This window comes from Halomonas sp. KO116, assembly GCF_000734975.2.
GTDB classification, from domain to species: domain Bacteria; phylum Pseudomonadota; class Gammaproteobacteria; order Pseudomonadales; family Halomonadaceae; genus Vreelandella; species Vreelandella glaciei.
The window spans coordinates 4,117,235-4,137,018 of record NZ_CP011052.1 but is presented as its reverse complement, the minus strand read 5'-3'; the positions used below and the strand labels follow the sequence as shown (position 1 = coordinate 4,137,018).

Genomic DNA, 19,784 nt, shown 5'->3' with positions numbered 1-19,784 from the left:
ATTAAGAGGCGCTGGCCGTGTCGAGACTATCGAATTTGCTGAGTAGGCTATTGAGGCGACGCTCCCACTCTTCGCGCTCCTCTTTCAGCTTGTCGTTTTCGCCACGCAGTTCTTCATTTTCCAGTTTCATCATTTCCAGCGCGTCAACAGTATCGGTGACTTTCTGTTCAAGCTGATTAAATAGTTCCAAACTCATGTATATCTCCCTAGCGTAAAAACGAGAACCCAAAAAAAGGTAGTCAAAAAGTACCCAAAAAAACAAGCGGAAAGCTTGTCTGCAGGGACGAATGAAGCGAGCGTAACGCCACCACCGCGCGGCGGCAAGCGCTGTTTACCGCTGTTGACGTTGATAAAGCCGTGCGGTGCTTTCACCCGCCTGGGTTTCGCGGTGTAACTGCCAGTTGGCGGGGACCTCTGGGGCAAGCGATGTCTCGGTTTCAAGGTAAATCATTGCCCCGTCACTCAGCCAGCCGCCACTCTCCAACGCCTTACAGCACGGTTCGGCCAACTGCTGATGAAAGGGTGGGTCGAGGAACACCAGTGAATAGGGCTGTGCAGGGCGTGTCAGGTAGGCCTGAACATCGTTAATATGCACCGTGCTTGAGGTAATATGCAGAGAGGCCAGATTAGTCGACAGCTGCGCTGCCACGCGTGGGTCGCGCTCGACAAAATCGACACAGGCCGCACCGCGAGAGACCGCTTCAATACCGAGTGCGCCGGTACCGGCGAAGAGGTCGAGCACCTGCTGACTATAAAGCTGCTGTCCTAGCCAATTGAACAGCGTTTCACGCACGCGGTCAGGTGTTGGACGCAGGCCTGGGCTATCCAATATGGGCAGCTGACGGCGGCGAAACTCACCACCGATAATGCGCAGTTTGCCAAGTGATTTACCAAGCGGCTTGCCACCTCGCTGAGCAGGCGTGCGGCGGGAGGCGGATGAGCGAGAGGAGCGTTGTCGTGTCATGAGGCGGATTGTAGCGGGCTGCTTATCCAAAGTCTCGGGTTAGGGTGTTAGCATAACCTTAATGTTCACTATTTATATCGAGTAACACACATGTTTGGTTTTTTTAAGCGTAAGAATAAGCAAGACCCGCAGCAGGCGCCCCAAGACTCGCAGCAGGCGCCAGAGGAAGAGCAGCGTCTAAAAGATCAGCCTCAAGAGCGAGCTGATGAGGGGGACATTGAGGCTCCAGATACCTCTTCGGAAGCCGTTGAAGAGACTCCGCCCGTGCCGGAAACTTTGCCAGAGCCAGAGCCAGAGCCAGAGCCAGAGCCAGAGCCAGAGCCAGAGCCAGAGCCAGAGCCAGAGCCAGAGCCAGAGCCCGTTCGTGAAACGGCGCAACGTCCTGCTTTACAGGAAAAGCCAGTCGCCGAAAAAAGTGAACAGCAAGGCGAACAGAAAGGCTGGTTTGCACGTATCAAATCAGGCCTGGGGAAAACCCGTGCCAATCTAACCGACGGCATCGCCGATCTGTTTTTAGGCAAAAAACAGATTGATGACGAGCTGCTGGAAGATCTGGAAACGCAGCTGCTAATGGCCGATGTCGGTATTGACGCGACGACCGAGATTATTGGGCGCCTGGAAGCGCGCGTCTCACGTAAAGAGCTAAATAACCCTGAGGCGCTTTACCGTGGCTTGCAGGAAGAGCTGTCCACCATGCTGGCGCCGGTCGCCAAGCCGCTGGTGCTGGAGAAGGCGGGCAAGGGGCCGTTTGTTATTTTAGTGGTAGGCGTTAACGGCGTGGGTAAAACCACCACCATTGGCAAACTTACCCAGCGTTTTCAGCGCGAAGGCAAAAGCGTCATGTTGGCCGCCGGTGACACCTTCCGTGCCGCCGCTGTCGAACAGCTTAAAGTCTGGGGTGAACGCAACCGTGTGCCGGTGATCGCCCAGCACACCGGTGCGGACAGCGCCTCGGTGATTTACGATGCGGTAGCGGCTGCCACTGCGCGAGGTGTTGATGTGCTGATCGCCGACACTGCCGGGCGGCTGCACAACAAAAGCCACCTGATGGAAGAGCTGAAAAAAGTCCATCGGGTGATGCAGAAGCTAGATGACACCGCGCCACACGAGGTGATGCTGGTGTTGGATGCAGGCACCGGACAAAACGCTATTTCCCAGGCCAGCACCTTTAATGATGCCGTGCCAGTTAGCGGGATCACGCTAACCAAACTGGATGGCACCGCCAAAGGTGGCATTATCTTTGCACTGGCCAAACAGTTGGAAACACCCATTCGCTTTATCGGCGTAGGGGAGGGTATCGACGATCTGCGCCCCTTCGAGGCTAATGATTTTGTCCACGCGCTGTTTGACCGCCAAGGGGACGATGCCAACGCATGATCGCCTTTGAGCATGTGGGAAAACGCTACGGCGGTCGTTTCGAAGCCCTGGCGCATCTCAACTTTCGGGTCGCTCGGGGCGAGATGGTGTTTCTGACTGGCCACTCCGGCGCGGGTAAAAGCTCGCTACTACGCTTAGTGATGCGTCTTGAGAAACCTAGTCGCGGGCGCGTCGTCGTTGCGGGTCATGATATTGCCCAACTGCATGCCAGCCAGGTGCCGTTCTATCGGCGTCAGATTGGCGTGGTCTTTCAGGATCACCAGCTGCTATTTGATCGCAGTATTTTCCACAATGTTTCGCTGCCACTGGAGATCCAGGGGGTTGAGCCCCGTGAAGCCGCCCGTCGCGTGCGCGCAGCGTTAGATAAAGTGGGGCTGCTGCACCGTGAAAAGGCTTTGCCGATAGAGCTGTCGGGTGGCGAGCAGCAGCGCGTCGGCATTGCCCGGGCGGTGGTCAACAAGCCTGCGCTACTGCTTGCCGATGAGCCTACGGGTAATCTGGATCCACAGCTTTCAGCGGACATTATGGCGCTATTTGAGGATTTTAACCGAATTGGTACCACGGTAATGATCGCCAGCCACGACTTGGCCCTGATTGCCCGGTTGCGCCACCGCATCCTGCGTTTAAGCGATGGTCGTTTGGTGGCCGACGAGGGGGCAGCATGAAGTCCTCCGCGACGCCAAGGCGTCAGCAGGGAGCGGCATTAAAAACGCCGCGTAAAGCTGCTGCTAAACCACCGGCCGATAAACCCTCACAGCGAGGTGCACGTTCCCAACAAACGCGCTTTTCCAGCCGTCTGCGGGCCTGGGGACGCCACCATCGCAGCATGGCGTGGGATAGTTTTCAGCGCTTGGTACGTTATCCCTTGGGTAATCTGCTAACGATGTTAGCCATCGCCATTGCCCTGGTGCTGCCCGCTGCGCTGTGGTTGACCCTGGACAGTGCGCGTCTGCTGGATGCCGAGCTTGATGAAAGCGCCACGCTCACCGTTTATCTGGAATTGAGCACCGATGATGCCCAGGCGCAGCGTATCGAAGAGGCGGTCAACGCTGAGCAGAGCGTGCTTGAGACGCAGTTGATCAGCGCTGAACAGGGCATGGCGGAGTTTCAGCAGTCGCTGGGGCTGGATAATGCCTTGGCGGGTTTGGAGAGCAACCCGCTGCCCATCAGTATCGTGGTGCACCCGTCAAGCATCGAACCGGCCGCCATGCAGCAGTTAGCTGCTACGCTTGAAGCCTTTTCCGGGGTTGATGAGGTGCGTCTTGATCTGGCCTGGGTGGAGCGGCTGAGAAACCTGGCTGAACTGGGAAGGCGCGTTGCGCTGGCGCTGGGAGCGCTGTTTGGCCTGGGCGTTTTGCTGGTGGTTGGTAACACTATTCGCCTGTCGGTGGAAAGTCGCCGCCGCGAGATCGAAGTGGTGATGCTGATTGGTGCCACTCACGCCTTTGTCAGACGCCCATTCCTATACAGTGGGGCTTGGTACGGTATTGGTGGTGGGTTGTTAGCGCTCGGGTTGCTGGGCGTGGGGAACCACTGGCTGTCACTGCCGGTGGCCGCCCTGGCGGCGAGCTACGGTGCCAGCTTCTCGTTACCTCAACTCGACGTGACAGGCTCTACAATTCTGCTATCTTGCAGTACACTACTAGGCTGGTTGGGTGCTTGGTTGGCGGTAACTCGCCATCTCTCAAGTATCCGCCCAAAATGATTCAGCAGGCCGATTCAATAGCGCGTGAACCTTATTCTTGCGATAAGGTCTTTGTAAGACAGAATCATGGTAATGAGTTATTAATAAACGTGCTACGTCAACCACGATGGGTTACAGGGGAGACCACCTGCACATGAGCACTAGTCTTATACCGGTGGGGCAGCTTTCACCCGGCGGTGATTTGGGCGGTTATATCCGCGCAGTCAATGGAATTTCGGTTTTAACCGCCGATGAAGAGCGAGAGCTCGCCTATCGTCTTTACGATGACGGTGATCTAGAAGCTGCTCGGCGTTTAGTGATGTCACATCTGCGCTTTGTGGTGCACATTGCGCGTAGTTATTCTGGCTATGGGTTACCGCAGGCGGATTTAATTCAAGAAGGTAACGTCGGCTTAATGAAAGCCGTCAAGCGCTTCGATCCTAATCAAGGCGTTCGTTTGGTCTCTTTTGCCGTGCATTGGATCAAAGCGGAAATTCACGAATTTGTGCTGCGTAACTGGCGCATCGTCAAGATTGCCACCACCAAAGCGCAACGTAAGTTGTTCTTCAACCTGCGTAGCGCGAAGAAGCGCTTGGCGTGGCTGAGCAACGACGAAGTGTCCGCCATCGCCAAGGATCTCGACGTCAAGCCTGAGATCGTGCGCGATATGGAAGGGCGTCTCTCCTCTTACGATGCCGGTTTCGATGCGCCCGCAGGCGATGATGAAGAGAGTACCTATCAGGCGCCGGTGTACTTTCTGGATGACGCAGCATCAGACCCTGCCACGCAGTTGGAAGATAGTAACTTCGAGGAAGACTCGACGCGTCGGTTGCAGGTCGCTCTTGAGGGGCTTGATGAGCGCTCGCGGGATATCCTACAGCGCCGCTGGTTAGCCGATAGTAAAGAGACACTGCACGACCTGGCCGATGTCTATGGGGTCAGCGCTGAGCGTATTCGTCAGCTTGAAAAGAATGCGATGAAAAAGCTGCGCCAGAAAATGGGCGAGCCGATGGTAGCCTAACGACGTACTTGCTTATGCACTGATAAATAGTGTTGCCGCATGATCTTTCGTTTTGTTAGATGTTAAAAAACCGGCTCCTTTGTTAGGAGCCGGTTTTTTTATCGCCACCACTGCAACCGTTATTGTTGCCTAAGCAGGCTGCACCGAAGCGCGCAGTAATTGCGCAGAAAGTAGTGACCACTGATCTTCCCAGTGTTCGGTCGGCAGACGCTTGAAGTCGCTACGCACATACTGTGAAATGCGCCCCTCGGCCTGGGCTGCAAGCAGGTTTGCTGCGGCAGAAGCAGGGATGGTGGGACGCAGTCCTTCCCGTAGTTCGGCTTCGCGCAGTATCTGCTTGAGCTGCATCTCCAGGCGTTCAAAAAGCTGATTTATCCGCTGGCGTAGCCTTGCTGTTTCGCCGGTGAGTACGTCGCCTCCCATCACCCGGGCTAGCCCAGGATTTTTCTCGGCGAAGCCCAGCAGCAGCGCGAGGATTGTGCCGCAGCGGGTAGTGGCGTCGGGTACGTCGTCTAAAATGCGCGTAATGCGTTCAAAGATGCTCTCTTCAATAAAATCAATCAGCCCCTCAAACATGCGTGCTTTGCTTGGGAAATGACGGTAGAGCGCTGCTTCTGAAACACCTACCTGACGAGCGAGAGCGGCGGTCGTAATGCGTTTGCCACTGTCTTCTTCAAGCATTAATGCCAGTGCTTGGAGTATCTGCTCGCGGCGTCGAGGTTTTTGATCTTCGCTCATGATGTGCCTCCGTCGCGGTTAGCTCGCGTCCGTGATTAGGGTGCCCACCCCAGCATTGGTGAAAATTTCCAGCAATACCGCGTGGGGGACACGGCCATCAATAATGTGCGAGCTATTTACACCGCCTTTCACCGCATCCAGCGCGCAGCGAATTTTGGGCAGCATGCCGCCATAAATAGTGCCATCTTCGATCAGGGCATCGACTTGTATGGTGGTTAAGCCGGTGAGCACCTCGCCTTCAGCGTTCATTAAGCCGGCAACGTTAGTGAGCAGCATCAGCTTTTCAGCGTTAAGCGCTTCGGCAATCTTGCCCGCTACCAGGTCAGCATTGATGTTGTAGCTATGGCCCGCAGCGTCGACGCCAATCGGGGCGATCACCGGGATAAAGTCGCGCGCCGCCAGCATCTCAATCAACTCGGTTGAGATTGACTCCACTTCGCCCACGTGGCCGATATCGATAATTTCCGGGGCCGTCATTTCAGGGCTTTGGTGCTCGACCTTGAGTTGGCGGGCACGAATTTGCGCGCCGTCCTTGCCGGTCAGGCCGATCGCCTTGCCGCCGCTCTGGTTGATCAGGTTGACGATGCTTTTATTAACCAAACCGCCCAGCACCATCTCAACCACGTCCATGGTTTGCGAGTCGGTGACCCGCATGCCGTTGACGAAGCGCGACTCGATGTTGAGCTTTTTGAGTAGGTCACCGATTTGCGGCCCGCCGCCGTGCACCACTACCGGGTTGATGCCGACTTCCTTCATTAACACGATGTCGCGGGCAAAGGAGTCAATCAGGGTGCTTTCGGTCATGGCATTACCGCCGTACTTGACCACCACCGTTTTGCCTGAAAACTGCTGAATGTAGGGGAGGGCTTCGGAAAGTACCTCCACAACGACCTGCGGGTCGCGACTGGTTGAACTCATGAGGTTGTCCCTTGCGAACGTTTATTATGCAGCTAACGTTTATGCTAATTGAGTAGTGAGGGTCGCACTTTCTAAGCGCGCGATCCCTTCAGCGCCTGACTTTGTGAAGAGCTATGTGAAGAGCAATTTGAAGAGCTATCTCATTACTGGGGCAGCTCAATATCTGGCGCGACGCGCTGTAGCGCGTTATTAAAAACCGTTTTAATGCGCGCTAGCGCGGCATCGGTCTTGCCTTCAAAGCGCATAACCAGAGCTGGTGTGGTGTTAGAGGCGCGACATAATCCCCAGCCATCCGGGTAATCAACGCGAATACCGTCCAGCGTAGTTTTGATACCTTCGCCGAAGTCGCCCTCGCGAGCAAGCTTATCCATTAGAGAAAATTTGTTAGCGTCGGTAACCGCAATATTAATCTCTGGGGTACCAACGTCTTGGGGAAATGTGGCGAAAAAAGTATCCGCATCGTCAGGCTGGTTGGCGAGAATTTCTACCAGCCTAGCGGCGGCATAGAGGCCATCGTCAAAACCGTACCAGCGCTCTTGGAAAAAAATATGCCCGCTCATCTCTCCGCCCAACTGAGCGCCGGTCTCTTTCATGCGCGCTTTGATCAGGGAGTGACCGGTACGCCACATCTCAGGCTCGCCTCCAGCCTCACTAATCACTTTGACTAGATTGCCGGTGCACTTGATATCAAAAATAACCTTGGCGCCGGTCTGGCGGGCGAGCAGGTCGGTGGCAAATACCATCAGCAGGTGGTCAGGATAAATCAGCTTGCCGGTGGGTGTGACCACGCCTACTCGGTCGCCATCGCCATCAAAGGCAAGCCCAATGTCAGCGCCCGTTTCTTGCACCTTGCGCATCAGGACCTGCATGTTTTCCGGCTTGCCAGGATCTGGGTGGTGATTGGGAAAGTGGCCATCGATCTCATCGAACAGCGCAGTTGTATCAATGCCGAGGCGGGTTAGTAGCTGCGGGCCAAGCTCCCCGGCTACGCCATTGCCGCAGTCAACCACCGCTTTGATTGGTCGATTGATCTTAACGTCAGCTAAGATGCGCGCTAAATACGTTTCGCGGAGATCCTGCTGGCTGACACTGCCTTGACCGCTCTCCAGATCGCCGGACTGAATGCGCTCAAACAGAGCGGTAATCGCGGCACCAGAGAGCGTTTCGCCGCTCAGCACGATTTTAAAGCCGTTATAGTCAGGCGGGTTATGGCTGCCGGTAACCATCACGCCTGACTGGGTGTTTGGCAAGATGTGGGTGGCGAAGTACAGCACCGGCGTGGGCACCATGCCGATATCAATAACGTCTCGTCCTGCAGCATTCAGGCCACGCATCAGCGCTGCTTGCAGCCGAGCGCCTGAAAGGCGACCGTCGCGTGCGACTACCACGCTGGATTCTCCCCGGGCGGCGGCTTCAGAGCCCACGGCGCGTCCAATCATTTCTACCGTCTCTTCGGTGAGCGTGTCGTCAACGATACCGCGGATATCGTAGGCGCGAAAAATCGAAGCGGGTACGGTCTGTGCGTTCATAAGCTTCCCAGCTAAACAGAAATTGCCTTGCAAAGGTTTCTTAACCACATCCTGCCAATCGCTACTGCTAATGGCTACTGACTGCCGGTGCTGCCAAACCCGCCGCTGCCCCGCAGGGAGTCTTCAAACGCGTCCACAAGAGCGAGTTCGGCTTGCACAACAGGCACAAGCACGTACTGTGCCAGGCGGTCGAAGGGAGCAAGGGTAAAGTCACCCTGGCCCCGGTTCCAGACCGAAATCATCAGCTCGCCCTGGTAATCGGAGTCGATCAAGCCCACCAAGTTGCCCAGTACAATACCGTGCTTATGCCCCAAACCGGAGCGCGGCAGAATCATGCCCGCAAGGCTGGGGTCTTCAATATAGATGGCAATGCCCGTGCGCACGAGCTGGCAGTCGCCGGGCGCCAAGGTCAGTGGCGCGTCCAGCAGTGCCCGTAGATCCATGCCGGCAGAGCCTGCCGTTGCATAGGTGGGGAGATAATCGTGCAAGCGCTCATCTAACACTTTGCACTGCAGGCGGGGGCGGGCACTCATTGGGATTCTCCAGAAGCGTTAGTAGAGGTTGTTTCAGGTGCTGTCGTCGATAGCAGGGCGAGCGCCTGGTGAATGATCGTAGTGGCCAGCTGGGTTTTCGGCTGGAGCGCTTCCGCTCGGCTTTCAACGCCTTCCGCGGTGCGCCACAGTAACCAGGCGGCATTCTGGTCGCTGCCAAACCCTAGGCCCGCCTGGGAAACATCGTTAGCCACGATCATGTCCAGCCCTTTACGTTGCAGTTTATCCTGCGCGTAGCGCTCTATTTCTTGGGTTTCGGCGGCAAAGCCAACTACCAGCGGGCGCTGCCCAGCGGGAAGCGCCGCTATGCTGGCGATAATGTCAGGATTTTTCACCAGGGTCAGGGTGAGAGTGTCGCTATCGTCCTGCTTCTTGAGCTTGTGCTCGGCGGGGGCTGGCGCACGATAGTCAGCAACCGCCGCGCAGCCGATAAATAGCGCCGCTTGGGGCGCTAACCGCTGTGCTTCACGGTGCATCTGCTCGGCTGACTCAACGTCAATTCGTGTAGCGCCCGGCGGGGTGGGTAAATTAACTGGCCCGCTGATCAACGTCACTTTAGCGCCTTGCGCCACTGCCGCTGCAGCTAAAGCAAAGCCCATTTTCCCCGAACTGTGATTGGAAATATAGCGCACCGGGTCCAGCGGCTCGCGAGTTGGGCCAGCGGTGATCACTACATGAGGGGCGCTGGCGGAGGAGTTGTAATAAGGAGAAGGTGGCGCTGCAAACAGTGCCATCACAGCGCTAAATATCTCTTCAGGCTCACTCATGCGGCCAGGCCCCACATCGCCACAAGCCTGATCACCCGCGTCCGGGCCTATTTGCTGCCAGCCATCTTGCTGCAGCTGCGTCACATTGCGCTGAGTGGCAGGGTGGCGCCACATCGCCTGGTTCATGGCTGGGGCAATTAGTTTAGGCGCTTCTGACGCCAGACAAAGCGTGGTGAGCAAATCATCAGCCATGCCGTGCACCAAGCGGGCGATTAAGTCGGCGGTGGCGGGGGCGATCAGCACCGCATCCGCCCAGCGGGCTAGTTCAATATGGCCCATGCCCGCTTCGGCTTCCGGGTCGAGTAAGGAGGTGCGCACCGGCTCGCCGGAGAGCGCCTGCAGAGTGAGCGGCGTAATAAAGGCCTGAGCCCCATCGGTCATCACCACTCGCACCTCGCAGCCCGCTTGTTTGAGCAGGCGCACAAGCAATGCGCTCTTGTAAGCAGCAATACCTGCGCTAACCCCGAGTAGCACCCGTTTGCCGGCGAGTGTTGAGGCAGTGGTGAAAGCGTTTATCTGGGTGCTTGTTGTGTCAGCAACAGAAGCCATGTTCAGTCATCCACATCAGCGTTCGTGAGGAGGCTTACCATACCACTGGCACCACCAATTTGGCATATTGAGGGGAAACAAGGGTAAGCTAGGTTTACTGAGGCTGATCGCGTGATTGGGTTTGAAGGCGGTTTGCGTTAATTACCAAGGGCGGACAACGCGGGAAGGTGCGATGGGAATCAATCACTGGCCAGAGGGTGAGCGGCCGCGGGAGAAGTTATTAAACACAGGCGCTCAGGCGCTTTCAGATGCGGAGTTGCTGGCGATTTTTTTGCGCGTCGGCGTGCAGGGGCGCTCAGCGGTTGATTTAGCGCGGGATTTGCTCACAAGCTTTGGTGGCTTACGCCAACTGCTCGAGGCTGATCAAGCAAGCTTCTGCGCTGCCCATGGGCTAGGTACCGCTAAGTATGCCCAACTACAGGCTACGCTTGAGTTGTCACGGCGCCATTTGGCTAGCCAGTTGGCGCGTGGCAATGCACTGACATCGCCTGCCTTGGTGCGCCACTATCTGAGCTCCCAGCTGCGTCATTTAGGCCATGAAGAGTTTGCGGTGCTTTTTTTGGATACGCAGCACCGAATTATTCGCTATGAATCGCTGTTTCGCGGTACCCTAGACAGCGCATCTGTTTACCCCCGCGAAGTTGCCAAGCGCGCTTTAGAACTTAGCGCTGGCGCTGTTATCCTGGCTCACAATCACCCATCGGGTGTAGCAGAGCCAAGCGATGCTGATCGACGAATCACCGAACGCTTGAAAGACGCGCTCGCACTGTTTGAAGTGCGCGTGTTGGATCATTTCGTGGTGGGAGATGGAGAAGTGGTCTCTTTTGCCGAGCGTGGCTGGCTATAAACAGAATCGACGCGCAGTACATTGCGCGACATTGTCTAAGTTAAGTGAGCAAAAAGGCGCTTATTTAACCTTTTTAGTGGGTTTTGCTTGCTGCTAGTCGGGTGCTCTGGTATAAAGTGCCACCTTTAAACTTGGGTTGAATAACGGATTTGGATAAAGCTTGGCGGTTAACGGCGCCGACACCTTCCCTGCTCCGGTTTGCCCGACAGTTTTGAACACTCAGGTTCTTATATCCTGGCCAAGCAGTTGGAGGCTCTAATGTCCAAAGTATGTCAGGTTACCGGCAAGCGTCCGGTAACTGGAAATAACGTTTCACACTCAATGCGTAAGACACGTCGTCGTTTCTTGCCGAACCTGCATACCCATCGTTTTTGGGTTGAGTCTGAAAACCGCTTCGTCAAGCTGCGCGTTTCCACTAAAGGAATGCGCATTATTGATAAAAACGGTATCGACGCAGTGTTGGTTGATATTCGTAAGCGCGGCGACGCTATCTAAGCCAGCTTTTGGCCAAGCGTTTCGGACCAAGCATTTTGGAAGGATTAAACCATGCGCGATAAAATCAAGCTGGTGTCTAGTGCCGGTACAGGTCACTTCTACACTACTGATAAGAACAAGCGGAATACCCCGGATAAGTTCGAATTCAAGAAATTCGACCCGGTTGTCCGTAAGCACGTTATCTACAAGGAAGCCAAGATCAAGTAATCGCGTAAGCGATGATGATCGGCTTTCTCTGCAGGCGAGCGTCTGTTCAAAAACCCGGCCTCAAGCCGGGTTTTTGCATGCATGCTTTTTATGCGCAGCATGCCTAGCGAACCCATCTTCATTAGGCTGTCATCACAAGCCGTTACGATGCTTAAATATGCCCGAACTCCCCGAAGTTGAAACCACCCGCCGCGGGATTGCGCCTTATATTGAAGGTCAGGAAGTCACCGAAGTACTGGTGCGTCAGCCGCGGCTGCGTGTTCCCGTGCCGGATGACTTGGCTGAACGGTTGGTGGGCGCGCGCATTGGCGTATTGAAGCGGCGGGCCAAATACCTGCAAATACCCATTCACTCTACACCGCCATCCGGTGGTAGTGCTGATGCTACGCTGCTGTGGCATTTGGGCATGTCGGGTAGCCTGCGTATTGCCCAGGTGGGGGATTTGCCTAAAAAGCATGACCATGTCGATGTGGTCACCGCTAACGGCTATGTATTGCGCTATCACGACCCTCGTCGGTTTGGCTTTGTGGATTGGCAGGCCGAGGACGAAGCGCAGGATAAGCGTCTTGCGCATTTGGGCCCCGAGCCATTGTCTGATGCGTTTAATGGCAAGTGGCTTTACACTCGCTCGCGCAATAAACGCGTGGCGGTAAAGCCATTTCTGATGGACAACCAGATAGTGGTGGGGGCCGGTAATATCTATGCTGCGGAAGCGCTGTTTATGGCGGGCATTGATCCGCGCCGTGCGGCAGGGAGAGTTTCCCGCGCTCGCTATGACGCCCTCGTCTTGGCTGTGAAAGAGGTATTGGCAGCGGCGATTACCCAGGGCGGCACTACGCTGAGAGACTTTGTTAGCGGCCAGGGTGAGCCCGGCTACTTTGCTCAGCGGCTAAATGTTTACGGCCGCCACGGTCAGCCCTGTTTGCGCTGCGGCGCGGAGCTTCGCCGCATTACGCTTGGCCAGCGCGCCAGTGTGTTTTGCCCCGGTTGCCAACGCTAATGCATGCCTAATAAGTGCTAACGTTTTACTTAATTTTTACCTTGCCTTATTTTTGCTTTGTCTATGTTTTTAAGACCATGTTTTTTTGAGGCAAAGTTTTTAAAGACAAGGTTTTGAAAGACTAAGCTTTTTGGAGATTGCTGTGACCCAACGCCTGCGCCTGAATAAAAATGCTGACCGCCGCCTGAAAGCGGGCCATCTCTGGATCTACTCCAATGAAGTAGATATCAAAGAGACGCCGCTGAAAAACTTTGCGGCAGGCGAAACCGCCCTGGTAGAAGCCTCCAACGGAAAAGTCATGGCGGTGGCTTACGTTAATCCCCATTCGTTAATCGCGGCCCGGGTCATGTCGCGTGACCCTGAAATGCGCTTGGATCGTTCGCTGTTTGTGCACCGCTTTAACCAAGCGCTAGCGCTACGTCAGCGTCTTTATGAGCAGCCGTATTACCGCTTGATTCACGGTGAAGGCGATTTGCTGCCAGGCTTGGTGATTGATCGTTTTGGCGATGTTCTCGTCGTGCAGCTCAATACGGCTGGCATGCAGGCGTTGGCTGATGAGATTGTTGATGCGCTTGAAAAAGTCGTCAAGCCTGAAGTGATCGTTTTCCGTAACGACACTGGCGGTCGTCGTCAGGAGGGTCTCGAGGCCCACGTTGATGTTATCAAGGGCACATTGCCTGACGAAGTGGTGCTGGAAGAGAACGGCGCCCGCTTTGTCGTGCCGGTACTTAATGGCCAGAAAACCGGCTGGTTCTTCGATCACCGCGTTAATCGCGAATGGCTCAATCGCCAAGTGGCCGGTAAACGCGTGCTGGATGTCTTCAGCTACGTGGGCGGCTGGGGCGTACAGGCAGCCGTTCACGGCGCGAAAGAGGTGATTTGCCTAGACTCTTCGGGTCCAGCGCTAGATCAGGTCGCACGTAACGCCGAGCTTAATGGCGTTCAGGAAAAAGTGGCTGTTAGTGAAGGCGATGCATTTGAAGCCTTAGCAGCACTGAAGGCAGAGGGCGAGGAGTTCGACGTAGTCATTTTGGACCCGCCAGCGTTTATCAAAAAGCGCAAGGATATCCCTAACGGCGAGCGTGCCTATGCCCGCTTGAACCGCGAAGCCATGCGCTTGCTGGGTCGCGACGGCCTGTTGATGTCCGCCTCCTGCTCAATGCACCTAGCGCCCGAGCGGTTGATGGATGTGGTGCGTGGCGCTGTTCGCCACCAGGATCGTCATGGTCAGGTGATTTTTCAAGGCCATCAAGGTCCTGATCACCCAGTACACCCAGCCATTCCTGAAACGTCTTACCTGAAAGCGTTGGGTGTGCGCGTGTTCCGCGACTAGTCGACGGGAGCCAGGGTGCAGGGAGTTAGTCGATGGAGTGGGCGTTGCCCGATCCTTTTGTGATCGATATCCGTGTCGCTGATGAGGCAATTGATGCTTATCAGCACGTTAACAACAGCGAGTACCTGCGCTGGGTTGAGCAGATTAGCTGGGCGCACTCGGTTGCGCTTGGCCTCTCGCTTGAGCGTTACCGACAGCTTGACCGTGCGATGGTGGTTCACCGTCATGAGCTAGATTACCTCGCGCCTGCTTTTGCAGGCGATGAGCTACAGTTGGCGACCTGGATTGTCGATTGCGATGAGCGCTTCAGCCTGACGCGGCGTTTTCAGCTAGCGCGCACTAGCGATTCCAAAACACTGCTCTTTGCCCGCACGCGCTTTGCCTGCGTGGCGCTCTCAACGGGGCGGCCCAAACGCTTGCCCGAGGAGTATCGGCGCATCTATGGCGGCGCCGTTATCGTTGAGTGTTTGAAAGAAGAGTGGAATTTTTCGTGTAGAACCGGCAATCGCTAGATTTTTCTCCTAAAAAACGCCTTAACCGGCGTTTTTTTTGTTTTGTGTTCCTGGGGTGGTGGTCAACGTTAGCTGTGCTGTAATTTGCTTAACAACATGACTGACCTTTAAAAGCACAGGAAAAAACCAATGAAAATCGCCGTCCCCAAAGAGATCAAAAATCACGAGTACCGTGTCGCGTTGACGCCCACTGGTGCGCGTGAGTTAGTCGGTCGTGGTCACCAGGTCAGCGTTCAAGCTAGTGCCGGTGAAGGCGCTGGCTTTACCGATGCCGATTACCAGGCCGCCGGTGCTCAGATCGAAGCCGATGTGGACACACTGTGGCGCAATGCCGAGCTAATCCTCAAGGTGAAAGAGCCCCAGCCTGACGAGGTAGCGCAGCTCACCCCACAGCATACGCTGTTCACCTATCTGCACCTGGCCGCTGAAGAGCCCCTCACCCGTGGACTGATGGAAAGCGGTGCCACCTGTATTGCCTACGAGACGATTACTGATGCCCGCGGTGGCCTGCCGCTGCTGGCGCCAATGAGTACCGTAGCGGGTCGCATGGCAGTGCAAGCGGGGGCCCACAGCCTGGAGAAGGCCCAGGGCGGTGCGGGCGTGCTGCTGCCCGGTGTGCCGGGCGTGGCGCCAGGTAAGGTAACCGTGATTGGGGGTGGCGTGGTAGGCGAAAACGCTGCGCGCATGGCGTTAGGGTTAGGCGCGGAAGTTACCATTCTGGATAAGTCGTTAGCGCGGCTTGAAGTACTCGATGACCGTTATCAGGGCCGCATCAAAACGGTTTACTCCACCGCAGACGCGCTGGAAACGGCCACCCGTGAGTCTGACATGATCATTGGCGCGGTGCTGGTGCCCGGCGCCGCTGCGCCAAAACTGATCACCCGCCGCATGCTGGCCGATATGAAGCCTGGCAGCGTACTGGTCGATGTTGCGATCGATCAGGGTGGCTGTTTTGAAACCAGCAAGCCCACCACCCATGCCGAGCCGACCTATATTGTCGATGGAGTGGTGCACTACTGCGTGGCTAATATGCCCGGCGCGGTAGCACGTACGTCCACCCAGGGGCTGACTAACGCCACGCTGCCCTTTGTACTCGCCCTGGCAGATAAGGGCTGGCAGCAGGCGCTGCGTGACGACCCTCACTTCCTGCCGGGCCTTAACGTGCACGCGGGGCAAGTCACCTACCAGGCCGTAGCGGATGCCTTTGGGCTGGAAAGTAGCGACCCTGCGAGCGTTGTTGGCCGCTAAGCTGTTGGAAGCAGGCTGCTGGCGGCTAATTAATTAGTCGCATCCGGGGCTGGCATTAGTTCAGTAGTGGGGCGGAAGTTCATCCTCGGGGCGCGGCCCGCCCTGGGGTTCGCTTGCCTGGAGTGCCTGGTGCTGCTCACGCAGGCGTTCGCGCATTAGTCCGCTGAGCTGCTCCAGTTTCTCCAGACGGCGCTCCTGTTGTACCACCGCTTGATCCAGGGTATCCAGCCAGTGCTCTTGATGGGCTATGCGACTCTCTAAAGATTCAAGACGTTGAGCCAGGTCAACAGGCGATAATTCGTGGGTCATGATAACATTGCAGCCTTATGTAGTAGTATGCCGGTGCTATTGGGAATGGGCCTGATAGTGCGGGTATTGTCCTTCGTCTGTTACCCATACAACAAGAGAGCTTTTTTTTTCTATGAACCCAAAAGTTGTGTTTCGCTGTTTCTTAATCAGTGTATTACTTGCCGCCCCCACGCCACTTTTGCTGGCGGGGATTGTTCATTTAACCGATAGTGCCCTCGCCGAGCTGTGGATGGCCGAGCTGGCAATCAGTGGAGTTAGCGGTGTCTATATTGCCGTTGCCATAGGTAGTTTTATTGTTCTGTGTATTGGCACATTAGCGTCTGCCGCTTTTGCGCCCTCAATCGTGGTGGCGTCCGATGCTGTGGTTCGTCCCAAGCCAGCACCGCGCCAACCTCAAGCGGCTGCTCCCATGGACGATGATGAGGAAGAAGATATCATTGACCCCAATGATGGCCGTGAAGAGGGGGAAGTGAAGTGGTTCAATACTAACAAAGGCTATGGTTTTATTACCCGCGATAATGGTGAAGATGTCTTTGTACACTTTCGCGCCATTCGTGGCCGTGGCCCGCGTATGTTAGCTGAAGGCCAAATTGTGCGTTATCACGTGATTAAAAATGAGCGTGGTTTGCAGGCCGATGATGTGAGCATTATTGAGTAAGCTTAACGGCTAGCTAAATTGATCTTAGTATCGTAAACGACCCCGCTTCGGCGGGGTCGTTTACGTTTATAGGGTCTGTTAACGGCCAGAATCAGGCCACTCGATGGCTCCCTCTTTACCGCCTGGAAGCACTTGCCAGAAGCGGTCAGGGTCATCGCCGGGGTTCCAGCCGCCCAATGAGCATCGCACCTCGGTCTGAAGCGCCTCTGCGGCTTGTTGGGCGCACTCTTGGTCGGTCATCCAGGGGGTGTGGTTGCTATCAAACCATAGGCTGGCAAAGCCATCGGCGGCTTTGTCTACTAATAATACCGGCACGCAGTCGCCCTGATACTGACCTCGGGTTTGCCATTTTCCTTTGCCTGCCGGGCTGAGCGGCGGTGCGATTAGCGTGCTTTTTAGCCACTCATTGAGTGCCTCCAGCGAGACGCTAGCCAGGTAGATTTCTATATCGGGGTAACGCTCCATCATACGTTTACCTCGCCGGAGATAAGCAGCGCTTGCAGCGTCGCTTCGTAAATCCGGCTTAAGTCGTCGAGGTCGCTAGCGCGAACGCGCTCATTGACCTTGTGGATGGTGTCGTTCAGCGGGCCTAGCTCGACCACCTGAGCGCCCAGGGTAGCAATGAAGCGGCCATCCGAGGTGCCACCGCTGGTAGAAAGCGCTGGGCGCTCGCCAGTCACCGCTTTAACGCCTTTGATGGCGGCATCGACAAGCTCGCCTTCGGCGGTCAAGAAAGGCTCGCCGTTAAGCGTCCAGTCTATCTGATACTCCAGGCCATGCTGAGTGAGAATGGTTTCCGTGCGCGCTTTGAGCTCATCAGAGGTCACCTCGGTGGAGAAGCGAAAGTTAAACACCACTTCCACATCGCCAGGGATCACGTTGGTGGCCCCGGTGCCTGCGCGCAGATTGGAAATCTGAAAGCTGGTAGCGGGAAAAAAGTCGTTGCCCGCGTCCCAGTGCTCGTTGACCAGTGCATCCAGCGCTGGCATCGCCTGGTGAATGGGGTTGCGCGCTAAATGCGGATAGGCCACGTGACCCTGCACGCCTTTAATGTGCAACGTAGCTCCCAGTGAGCCGCGGCGACCGTTTTTGATCACATCGCCCAGGCGCGTGGTCGAGGATGGCTCGCCGACAATACAGTAATCGAGGCGTTCATTGCGCTCGCGCAGATGCTCAACCACCGCGCGGGTGCCGTCGACCGCCGGGCCCTCTTCATCGGAAGTGATCAGAAAGGCAATGCGGCCGTCGTGCTCTGGATAATTCGCGACAAAGCGTTCAACGGCGGTCAGCATGGAAGCGAGGCTGCCTTTCATATCGGCAGCGCCACGCCCGCACAGCATTCCCTCTGCGTCGATGCAGGGCTCGAACGGGGGGTACTGCCAATTGATATAAGGGCCGCTGGGCACCACATCGGTGTGGCCCGCGAAAGCCACCACGGGGCCGTGATGACCGCGCACTGCCCAAAAGTTCTTTACATCGCCAAATGGCAGCCGCTCAACATTGAAACCGAGCGCTGTTAAACGCTCGATCATGAGTTCCTGGCAACCTTCGTCGTCCGGCGTTACCGAGGCTCGGCTGAGCAGCTCAAAGGCAAGTTGCAGCGTCGGCGACAGCGCTTCAGGCTCAGTTGTGGGCATGCAACGCCTCGTTCAGGGCGATGGCACTTTTGTTGGTCAGGCACTCAATGCGACCGTTCTGCGAGTTGCGGCGCCACAGCTGATCGTCCTGGCTTGCCAGCTCGCGGGCAGAAACGGTTTTTACTTCCTGGCCCTGATCATCCAGCAGCGTTACTTTGGAGCCAGCAGTAATATAGAGACCCGCTTCTACCGTGCAGCGGTCACCCAGGGGAATGCCGATGCCAGCGTTGGCGCCGATTAAGCAGCCTTCGCCGACTTTAATGACGATATTGCCGCCGCCGGAGAGGGTGCCCATTGTCGAGCAGCCGCCACCGAGGTCTGAACCTTTGCCGACCATCACACCCGCCGAAATGCGGCCTTCGATCATGCCGGGGCCTTCGGCGCCTGCATTGAAGTTGACGAAGCCTTCGTGCATCACGGTGGTGCCTTCGCCCAAGTAAGCACCCAGGCGCACGCGGGCAGTGTCGCCGATGCGGATACCGGTAGGCACCACGTAGTCGGTCATTTTGGGGAATTTGTCCACGCAGTCCACGGAGAGCGCGCGCCCCGCCATGCGCGCCTTCAAACGGCGTGCAGGTAGCTCTTCGACATCAATCGCGCCTTCGCTGGTCCAGGCTATGTTACGTAGCAGGCCAAACATGCCGGTCAGATCCAATCCGTGGGGCTTCACCAGGCGGTGGGAAAGCAGATGGAGTTTGAGGTAGACCTCGGGAGCGGTCTGCGGCGGCTGATCGGTGTCCAGAAACATGGCAACCAGTGGTCGCTGGCTAGCGGAAAGCGCTTCAGCAAGCTCTGCCTGGGCGGAGTGGCCAGCGGCCTCTAAGGCTTTTGCCAGGCGTGTGCAGTCTTCAGGCAAAAAGCTAACCGCAGCGTTGCCTTGCGGTGCATCCAGCGCTTGCTGAGCAGCGGTTACCAAGCTCGCATCGGGGTTGAACAGCGGTGCCGGGTAGTAGATTTCCAGCCAATCGCCCTGAGTGTTTTGGGTGCCAATTCCAAGCGCAAAGCTCAGCATAAGAGAGTGTCCTGTAGTGATGAAAGGTGGAGAATGAAGAATGAGTGCGGCTAGCGACTAACTGCTCAGCTTGTCGTAATCGCCGTCGCGGTAGCCAACCAGAATAGTTGAGTCGTCTACTTCTAGTAGCGGTCGCTTTAGTAGCGTGGGATGTTTCACCAGCATCTGGCGAGCTGACGTATCAAAGGCATCTTTCTCTTCTTGAGGGAGGTCGCGCCAGGTTTTACTGCGCTTATTGACGACATCGACAAGTGGTACACGTTCTAAAATATGCTCAAGCAGACCCGCCGAAAGGCCATCTTTGCGCAGGTCGTAGGTCTTGAACGCAATACCTTTGCCTTCCAAGACTTTGCGCGCCTTACGGCAGGTGTCGCAGGTATTAATAATATAGAGCGTCAGCATACAGCCTCCATGAACCAAAGCGTTAT

General features: G+C 56.1%; 24 protein-coding genes. 12 read left to right on the top strand and 12 right to left on the bottom strand.

Annotated elements, in window-relative coordinates:
- Position 1: 1 nt before the first annotated feature.
- Complete coding sequence (gene zapB / locus KO116_RS18910; RefSeq protein WP_035564924.1) at positions 2–196, bottom strand: cell division protein ZapB; 195 nt, start codon at positions 194–196, stop codon at positions 2–4.
- Positions 197–331: 135 nt separating this feature from the next.
- Positions 332–964 (bottom strand): 16S rRNA (guanine(966)-N(2))-methyltransferase RsmD, encoded by a 633-nt coding sequence (rsmD, locus tag KO116_RS18905; protein ID WP_035564922.1) that lies wholly within the window; start codon positions 962–964, stop codon positions 332–334.
- A gap of 90 nt (positions 965–1,054) precedes the next feature.
- Here rsmD and ftsY point away from each other — a divergent pair, with 90 nt between their 5' ends.
- The 4 genes from ftsY to rpoH all read left to right on the top strand — a co-directional run bounded on the left by ftsY (position 1,055) and on the right by rpoH (position 5,046).
- Positions 1,055–2,341 carry a signal recognition particle-docking protein FtsY gene (gene ftsY / locus KO116_RS18900; RefSeq protein WP_045812177.1) on the top strand — a complete coding sequence of 429 codons (1,287 nt, stop codon included), beginning with the start codon at positions 1,055–1,057 and terminating at the stop codon, positions 2,339–2,341.
- Positions 2,338–3,006, top strand: a complete 669-nt coding sequence (gene ftsE / locus KO116_RS18895) for a cell division ATP-binding protein FtsE (RefSeq protein ID WP_035564792.1) — start codon at positions 2,338–2,340, stop codon at positions 3,004–3,006. Before ftsY ends, ftsE begins: the two co-directional genes overlap by 4 nt.
- Positions 3,003–4,046, top strand: a complete 1,044-nt coding sequence (gene ftsX / locus KO116_RS18890; RefSeq protein ID WP_035564789.1) for a permease-like cell division protein FtsX — start codon at positions 3,003–3,005, stop codon at positions 4,044–4,046. Before ftsE ends, ftsX begins: the two co-directional genes overlap by 4 nt.
- A gap of 133 nt (positions 4,047–4,179) precedes the next feature.
- On the top strand, positions 4,180–5,046 hold the full coding sequence (gene rpoH, locus KO116_RS18885) for an RNA polymerase sigma factor RpoH (protein WP_035564787.1): 867 nt from the start codon (positions 4,180–4,182) through the stop codon (positions 5,044–5,046).
- 129 nt (positions 5,047–5,175) lie between these two features.
- Here rpoH and slmA read toward each other — a convergent pair whose 3' ends face one another.
- From slmA to coaBC, 5 genes are all read right to left on the bottom strand, one after another.
- Complete coding sequence (gene slmA, locus KO116_RS18880) at positions 5,176–5,784, bottom strand: nucleoid occlusion factor SlmA (RefSeq protein ID WP_035564785.1); 609 nt, start codon at positions 5,782–5,784, stop codon at positions 5,176–5,178.
- Positions 5,785–5,802: 18 nt separating this feature from the next.
- Positions 5,803–6,702, bottom strand: a complete 900-nt coding sequence (gene argB, locus KO116_RS18875) for an acetylglutamate kinase (RefSeq protein WP_035564783.1) — start codon at positions 6,700–6,702, stop codon at positions 5,803–5,805.
- Between the two features lie 143 nt (positions 6,703–6,845).
- A complete protein-coding gene (locus KO116_RS18870) occupies positions 6,846–8,231 on the bottom strand; it encodes a phosphomannomutase/phosphoglucomutase (protein WP_035564781.1) in 1,386 nt (461 codons plus the stop codon).
- A 74-nt stretch (positions 8,232–8,305) separates the two neighbouring features.
- The gene (dut, locus tag KO116_RS18865; protein ID WP_035564779.1) at positions 8,306–8,764 is read right to left on the bottom strand and encodes a dUTP diphosphatase; all 459 of its coding nucleotides are present in this window, start codon (positions 8,762–8,764) and stop codon (positions 8,306–8,308) included.
- Complete coding sequence (gene coaBC, locus KO116_RS18860) at positions 8,761–10,098, bottom strand: bifunctional phosphopantothenoylcysteine decarboxylase/phosphopantothenate--cysteine ligase CoaBC (protein WP_045812176.1); 1,338 nt, start codon at positions 10,096–10,098, stop codon at positions 8,761–8,763. The genes dut and coaBC overlap by 4 nt, the downstream gene beginning before the upstream one ends.
- Positions 10,099–10,270: 172 nt before the next feature.
- On the opposite strand from coaBC, the gene radC reads away from it, so the two are divergent.
- The 7 genes from radC to ald all read left to right on the top strand — a co-directional run bounded on the left by radC (position 10,271) and on the right by ald (position 15,740).
- Positions 10,271–10,945 carry a RadC family protein gene (gene radC, locus KO116_RS18855; protein ID WP_035564777.1) on the top strand — a complete coding sequence of 225 codons (675 nt, stop codon included), beginning with the start codon at positions 10,271–10,273 and terminating at the stop codon, positions 10,943–10,945.
- 258 nt (positions 10,946–11,203) lie between these two features.
- Positions 11,204–11,440 (top strand): 50S ribosomal protein L28, encoded by a 237-nt coding sequence (gene rpmB / locus KO116_RS18850; RefSeq protein WP_008959893.1) that lies wholly within the window; start codon positions 11,204–11,206, stop codon positions 11,438–11,440.
- 51 nt (positions 11,441–11,491) lie between these two features.
- On the top strand, positions 11,492–11,647 hold the full coding sequence (gene rpmG / locus KO116_RS18845) for a 50S ribosomal protein L33 (RefSeq protein WP_007111734.1): 156 nt from the start codon (positions 11,492–11,494) through the stop codon (positions 11,645–11,647).
- Between the two features lie 157 nt (positions 11,648–11,804).
- On the top strand, positions 11,805–12,647 hold the full coding sequence (gene mutM, locus KO116_RS18840) for a bifunctional DNA-formamidopyrimidine glycosylase/DNA-(apurinic or apyrimidinic site) lyase (RefSeq protein WP_035564775.1): 843 nt from the start codon (positions 11,805–11,807) through the stop codon (positions 12,645–12,647).
- A 142-nt stretch (positions 12,648–12,789) separates the two neighbouring features.
- A complete protein-coding gene (locus tag KO116_RS18835; protein WP_008959891.1) occupies positions 12,790–13,980 on the top strand; it encodes a class I SAM-dependent rRNA methyltransferase in 1,191 nt (396 codons plus the stop codon).
- A gap of 32 nt (positions 13,981–14,012) precedes the next feature.
- A complete protein-coding gene (locus tag KO116_RS18830; protein WP_045812175.1) occupies positions 14,013–14,492 on the top strand; it encodes an acyl-CoA thioesterase in 480 nt (159 codons plus the stop codon).
- 129 nt (positions 14,493–14,621) lie between these two features.
- Positions 14,622–15,740 carry an alanine dehydrogenase gene (ald, locus tag KO116_RS18825; protein WP_035564773.1) on the top strand — a complete coding sequence of 373 codons (1,119 nt, stop codon included), beginning with the start codon at positions 14,622–14,624 and terminating at the stop codon, positions 15,738–15,740.
- Positions 15,741–15,800: 60 nt separating this feature from the next.
- Here ald and KO116_RS18820 read toward each other — a convergent pair whose 3' ends face one another.
- The gene (locus KO116_RS18820) at positions 15,801–16,049 is read right to left on the bottom strand and encodes a SlyX family protein (protein WP_035564771.1); all 249 of its coding nucleotides are present in this window, start codon (positions 16,047–16,049) and stop codon (positions 15,801–15,803) included.
- A 112-nt stretch (positions 16,050–16,161) separates the two neighbouring features.
- Between KO116_RS18820 and KO116_RS26205 the strand changes: the two genes are divergently transcribed.
- Positions 16,162–16,707, top strand: a complete 546-nt coding sequence (locus KO116_RS26205) for a cold-shock protein (RefSeq protein WP_035564769.1) — start codon at positions 16,162–16,164, stop codon at positions 16,705–16,707.
- Between the two features lie 78 nt (positions 16,708–16,785).
- On the opposite strand, the gene KO116_RS18810 is transcribed toward KO116_RS26205, so the two are convergent.
- Genes KO116_RS18810 through KO116_RS18795 form a run of 4 tightly spaced genes read right to left on the bottom strand, consistent with a single transcriptional unit; the run spans position 16,786 to position 19,758 of the window.
- Entirely contained in the window at positions 16,786–17,175 is a 390-nt protein-coding gene (locus KO116_RS18810) for a hypothetical protein (protein ID WP_035564767.1), read from the bottom strand.
- Positions 17,172–18,344 (bottom strand): succinyl-diaminopimelate desuccinylase, encoded by a 1,173-nt coding sequence (gene dapE, locus KO116_RS18805; RefSeq protein ID WP_035564765.1) that lies wholly within the window; start codon positions 18,342–18,344, stop codon positions 17,172–17,174. The genes KO116_RS18810 and dapE overlap by 4 nt, the downstream gene beginning before the upstream one ends.
- Positions 18,331–19,356: a 2,3,4,5-tetrahydropyridine-2,6-dicarboxylate N-succinyltransferase gene (gene dapD / locus KO116_RS18800; RefSeq protein ID WP_035564764.1), complete on the bottom strand. Its 1,026-nt coding sequence runs from the start codon at positions 19,354–19,356 to the stop codon at positions 18,331–18,333. Before dapD ends, dapE begins: the two co-directional genes overlap by 14 nt.
- 57 nt (positions 19,357–19,413) lie before the next feature.
- The gene (locus tag KO116_RS18795; protein WP_035564763.1) at positions 19,414–19,758 is read right to left on the bottom strand and encodes a Spx/MgsR family RNA polymerase-binding regulatory protein; all 345 of its coding nucleotides are present in this window, start codon (positions 19,756–19,758) and stop codon (positions 19,414–19,416) included.
- Between the last annotated feature and the right edge of the window lie 26 nt (positions 19,759–19,784).

What these genes read in the sequence shown, in the direction of transcription:
- zapB (WP_035564924.1), bottom strand. Translation starts at nt 196, where the DNA reads ATGAGTTTGGAACTATTTAATCAGCTTGAACAGAAAGTCACCGATACT.
- rsmD (WP_035564922.1), bottom strand. Translation starts at nt 964, where the DNA reads ATGACACGACAACGCTCCTCTCGCTCATCCGCCTCCCGCCGCACGCCT.
- ftsY (WP_045812177.1), top strand. Translation starts at nt 1,055, where the DNA reads ATGTTTGGTTTTTTTAAGCGTAAGAATAAGCAAGACCCGCAGCAGGCG.
- ftsE (WP_035564792.1), top strand. Translation starts at nt 2,338, where the DNA reads ATGATCGCCTTTGAGCATGTGGGAAAACGCTACGGCGGTCGTTTCGAA.
- ftsX (WP_035564789.1), top strand. Translation starts at nt 3,003, where the DNA reads ATGAAGTCCTCCGCGACGCCAAGGCGTCAGCAGGGAGCGGCATTAAAA.
- rpoH (WP_035564787.1), top strand. Translation starts at nt 4,180, where the DNA reads ATGAGCACTAGTCTTATACCGGTGGGGCAGCTTTCACCCGGCGGTGAT.
- slmA (WP_035564785.1), bottom strand. Translation starts at nt 5,784, where the DNA reads ATGAGCGAAGATCAAAAACCTCGACGCCGCGAGCAGATACTCCAAGCA.
- argB (WP_035564783.1), bottom strand. Translation starts at nt 6,702, where the DNA reads ATGAGTTCAACCAGTCGCGACCCGCAGGTCGTTGTGGAGGTACTTTCC.
- KO116_RS18870 (WP_035564781.1), bottom strand. Translation starts at nt 8,231, where the DNA reads ATGAACGCACAGACCGTACCCGCTTCGATTTTTCGCGCCTACGATATC.
- dut (WP_035564779.1), bottom strand. Translation starts at nt 8,764, where the DNA reads ATGAGTGCCCGCCCCCGCCTGCAGTGCAAAGTGTTAGATGAGCGCTTG.
- coaBC (WP_045812176.1), bottom strand. Translation starts at nt 10,098, where the DNA reads ATGGCTTCTGTTGCTGACACAACAAGCACCCAGATAAACGCTTTCACC.
- radC (WP_035564777.1), top strand. Translation starts at nt 10,271, where the DNA reads ATGGGAATCAATCACTGGCCAGAGGGTGAGCGGCCGCGGGAGAAGTTA.
- rpmB (WP_008959893.1), top strand. Translation starts at nt 11,204, where the DNA reads ATGTCCAAAGTATGTCAGGTTACCGGCAAGCGTCCGGTAACTGGAAAT.
- rpmG (WP_007111734.1), top strand. Translation starts at nt 11,492, where the DNA reads ATGCGCGATAAAATCAAGCTGGTGTCTAGTGCCGGTACAGGTCACTTC.
- mutM (WP_035564775.1), top strand. Translation starts at nt 11,805, where the DNA reads ATGCCCGAACTCCCCGAAGTTGAAACCACCCGCCGCGGGATTGCGCCT.
- KO116_RS18830 (WP_045812175.1), top strand. Translation starts at nt 14,013, where the DNA reads ATGGAGTGGGCGTTGCCCGATCCTTTTGTGATCGATATCCGTGTCGCT.
- ald (WP_035564773.1), top strand. Translation starts at nt 14,622, where the DNA reads ATGAAAATCGCCGTCCCCAAAGAGATCAAAAATCACGAGTACCGTGTC.
- KO116_RS18820 (WP_035564771.1), bottom strand. Translation starts at nt 16,049, where the DNA reads ATGACCCACGAATTATCGCCTGTTGACCTGGCTCAACGTCTTGAATCT.
- KO116_RS26205 (WP_035564769.1), top strand. Translation starts at nt 16,162, where the DNA reads ATGAACCCAAAAGTTGTGTTTCGCTGTTTCTTAATCAGTGTATTACTT.
- KO116_RS18810 (WP_035564767.1), bottom strand. Translation starts at nt 17,175, where the DNA reads ATGATGGAGCGTTACCCCGATATAGAAATCTACCTGGCTAGCGTCTCG.
- dapE (WP_035564765.1), bottom strand. Translation starts at nt 18,344, where the DNA reads ATGCCCACAACTGAGCCTGAAGCGCTGTCGCCGACGCTGCAACTTGCC.
- dapD (WP_035564764.1), bottom strand. Translation starts at nt 19,356, where the DNA reads ATGCTGAGCTTTGCGCTTGGAATTGGCACCCAAAACACTCAGGGCGAT.
- KO116_RS18795 (WP_035564763.1), bottom strand. Translation starts at nt 19,758, where the DNA reads ATGCTGACGCTCTATATTATTAATACCTGCGACACCTGCCGTAAGGCG.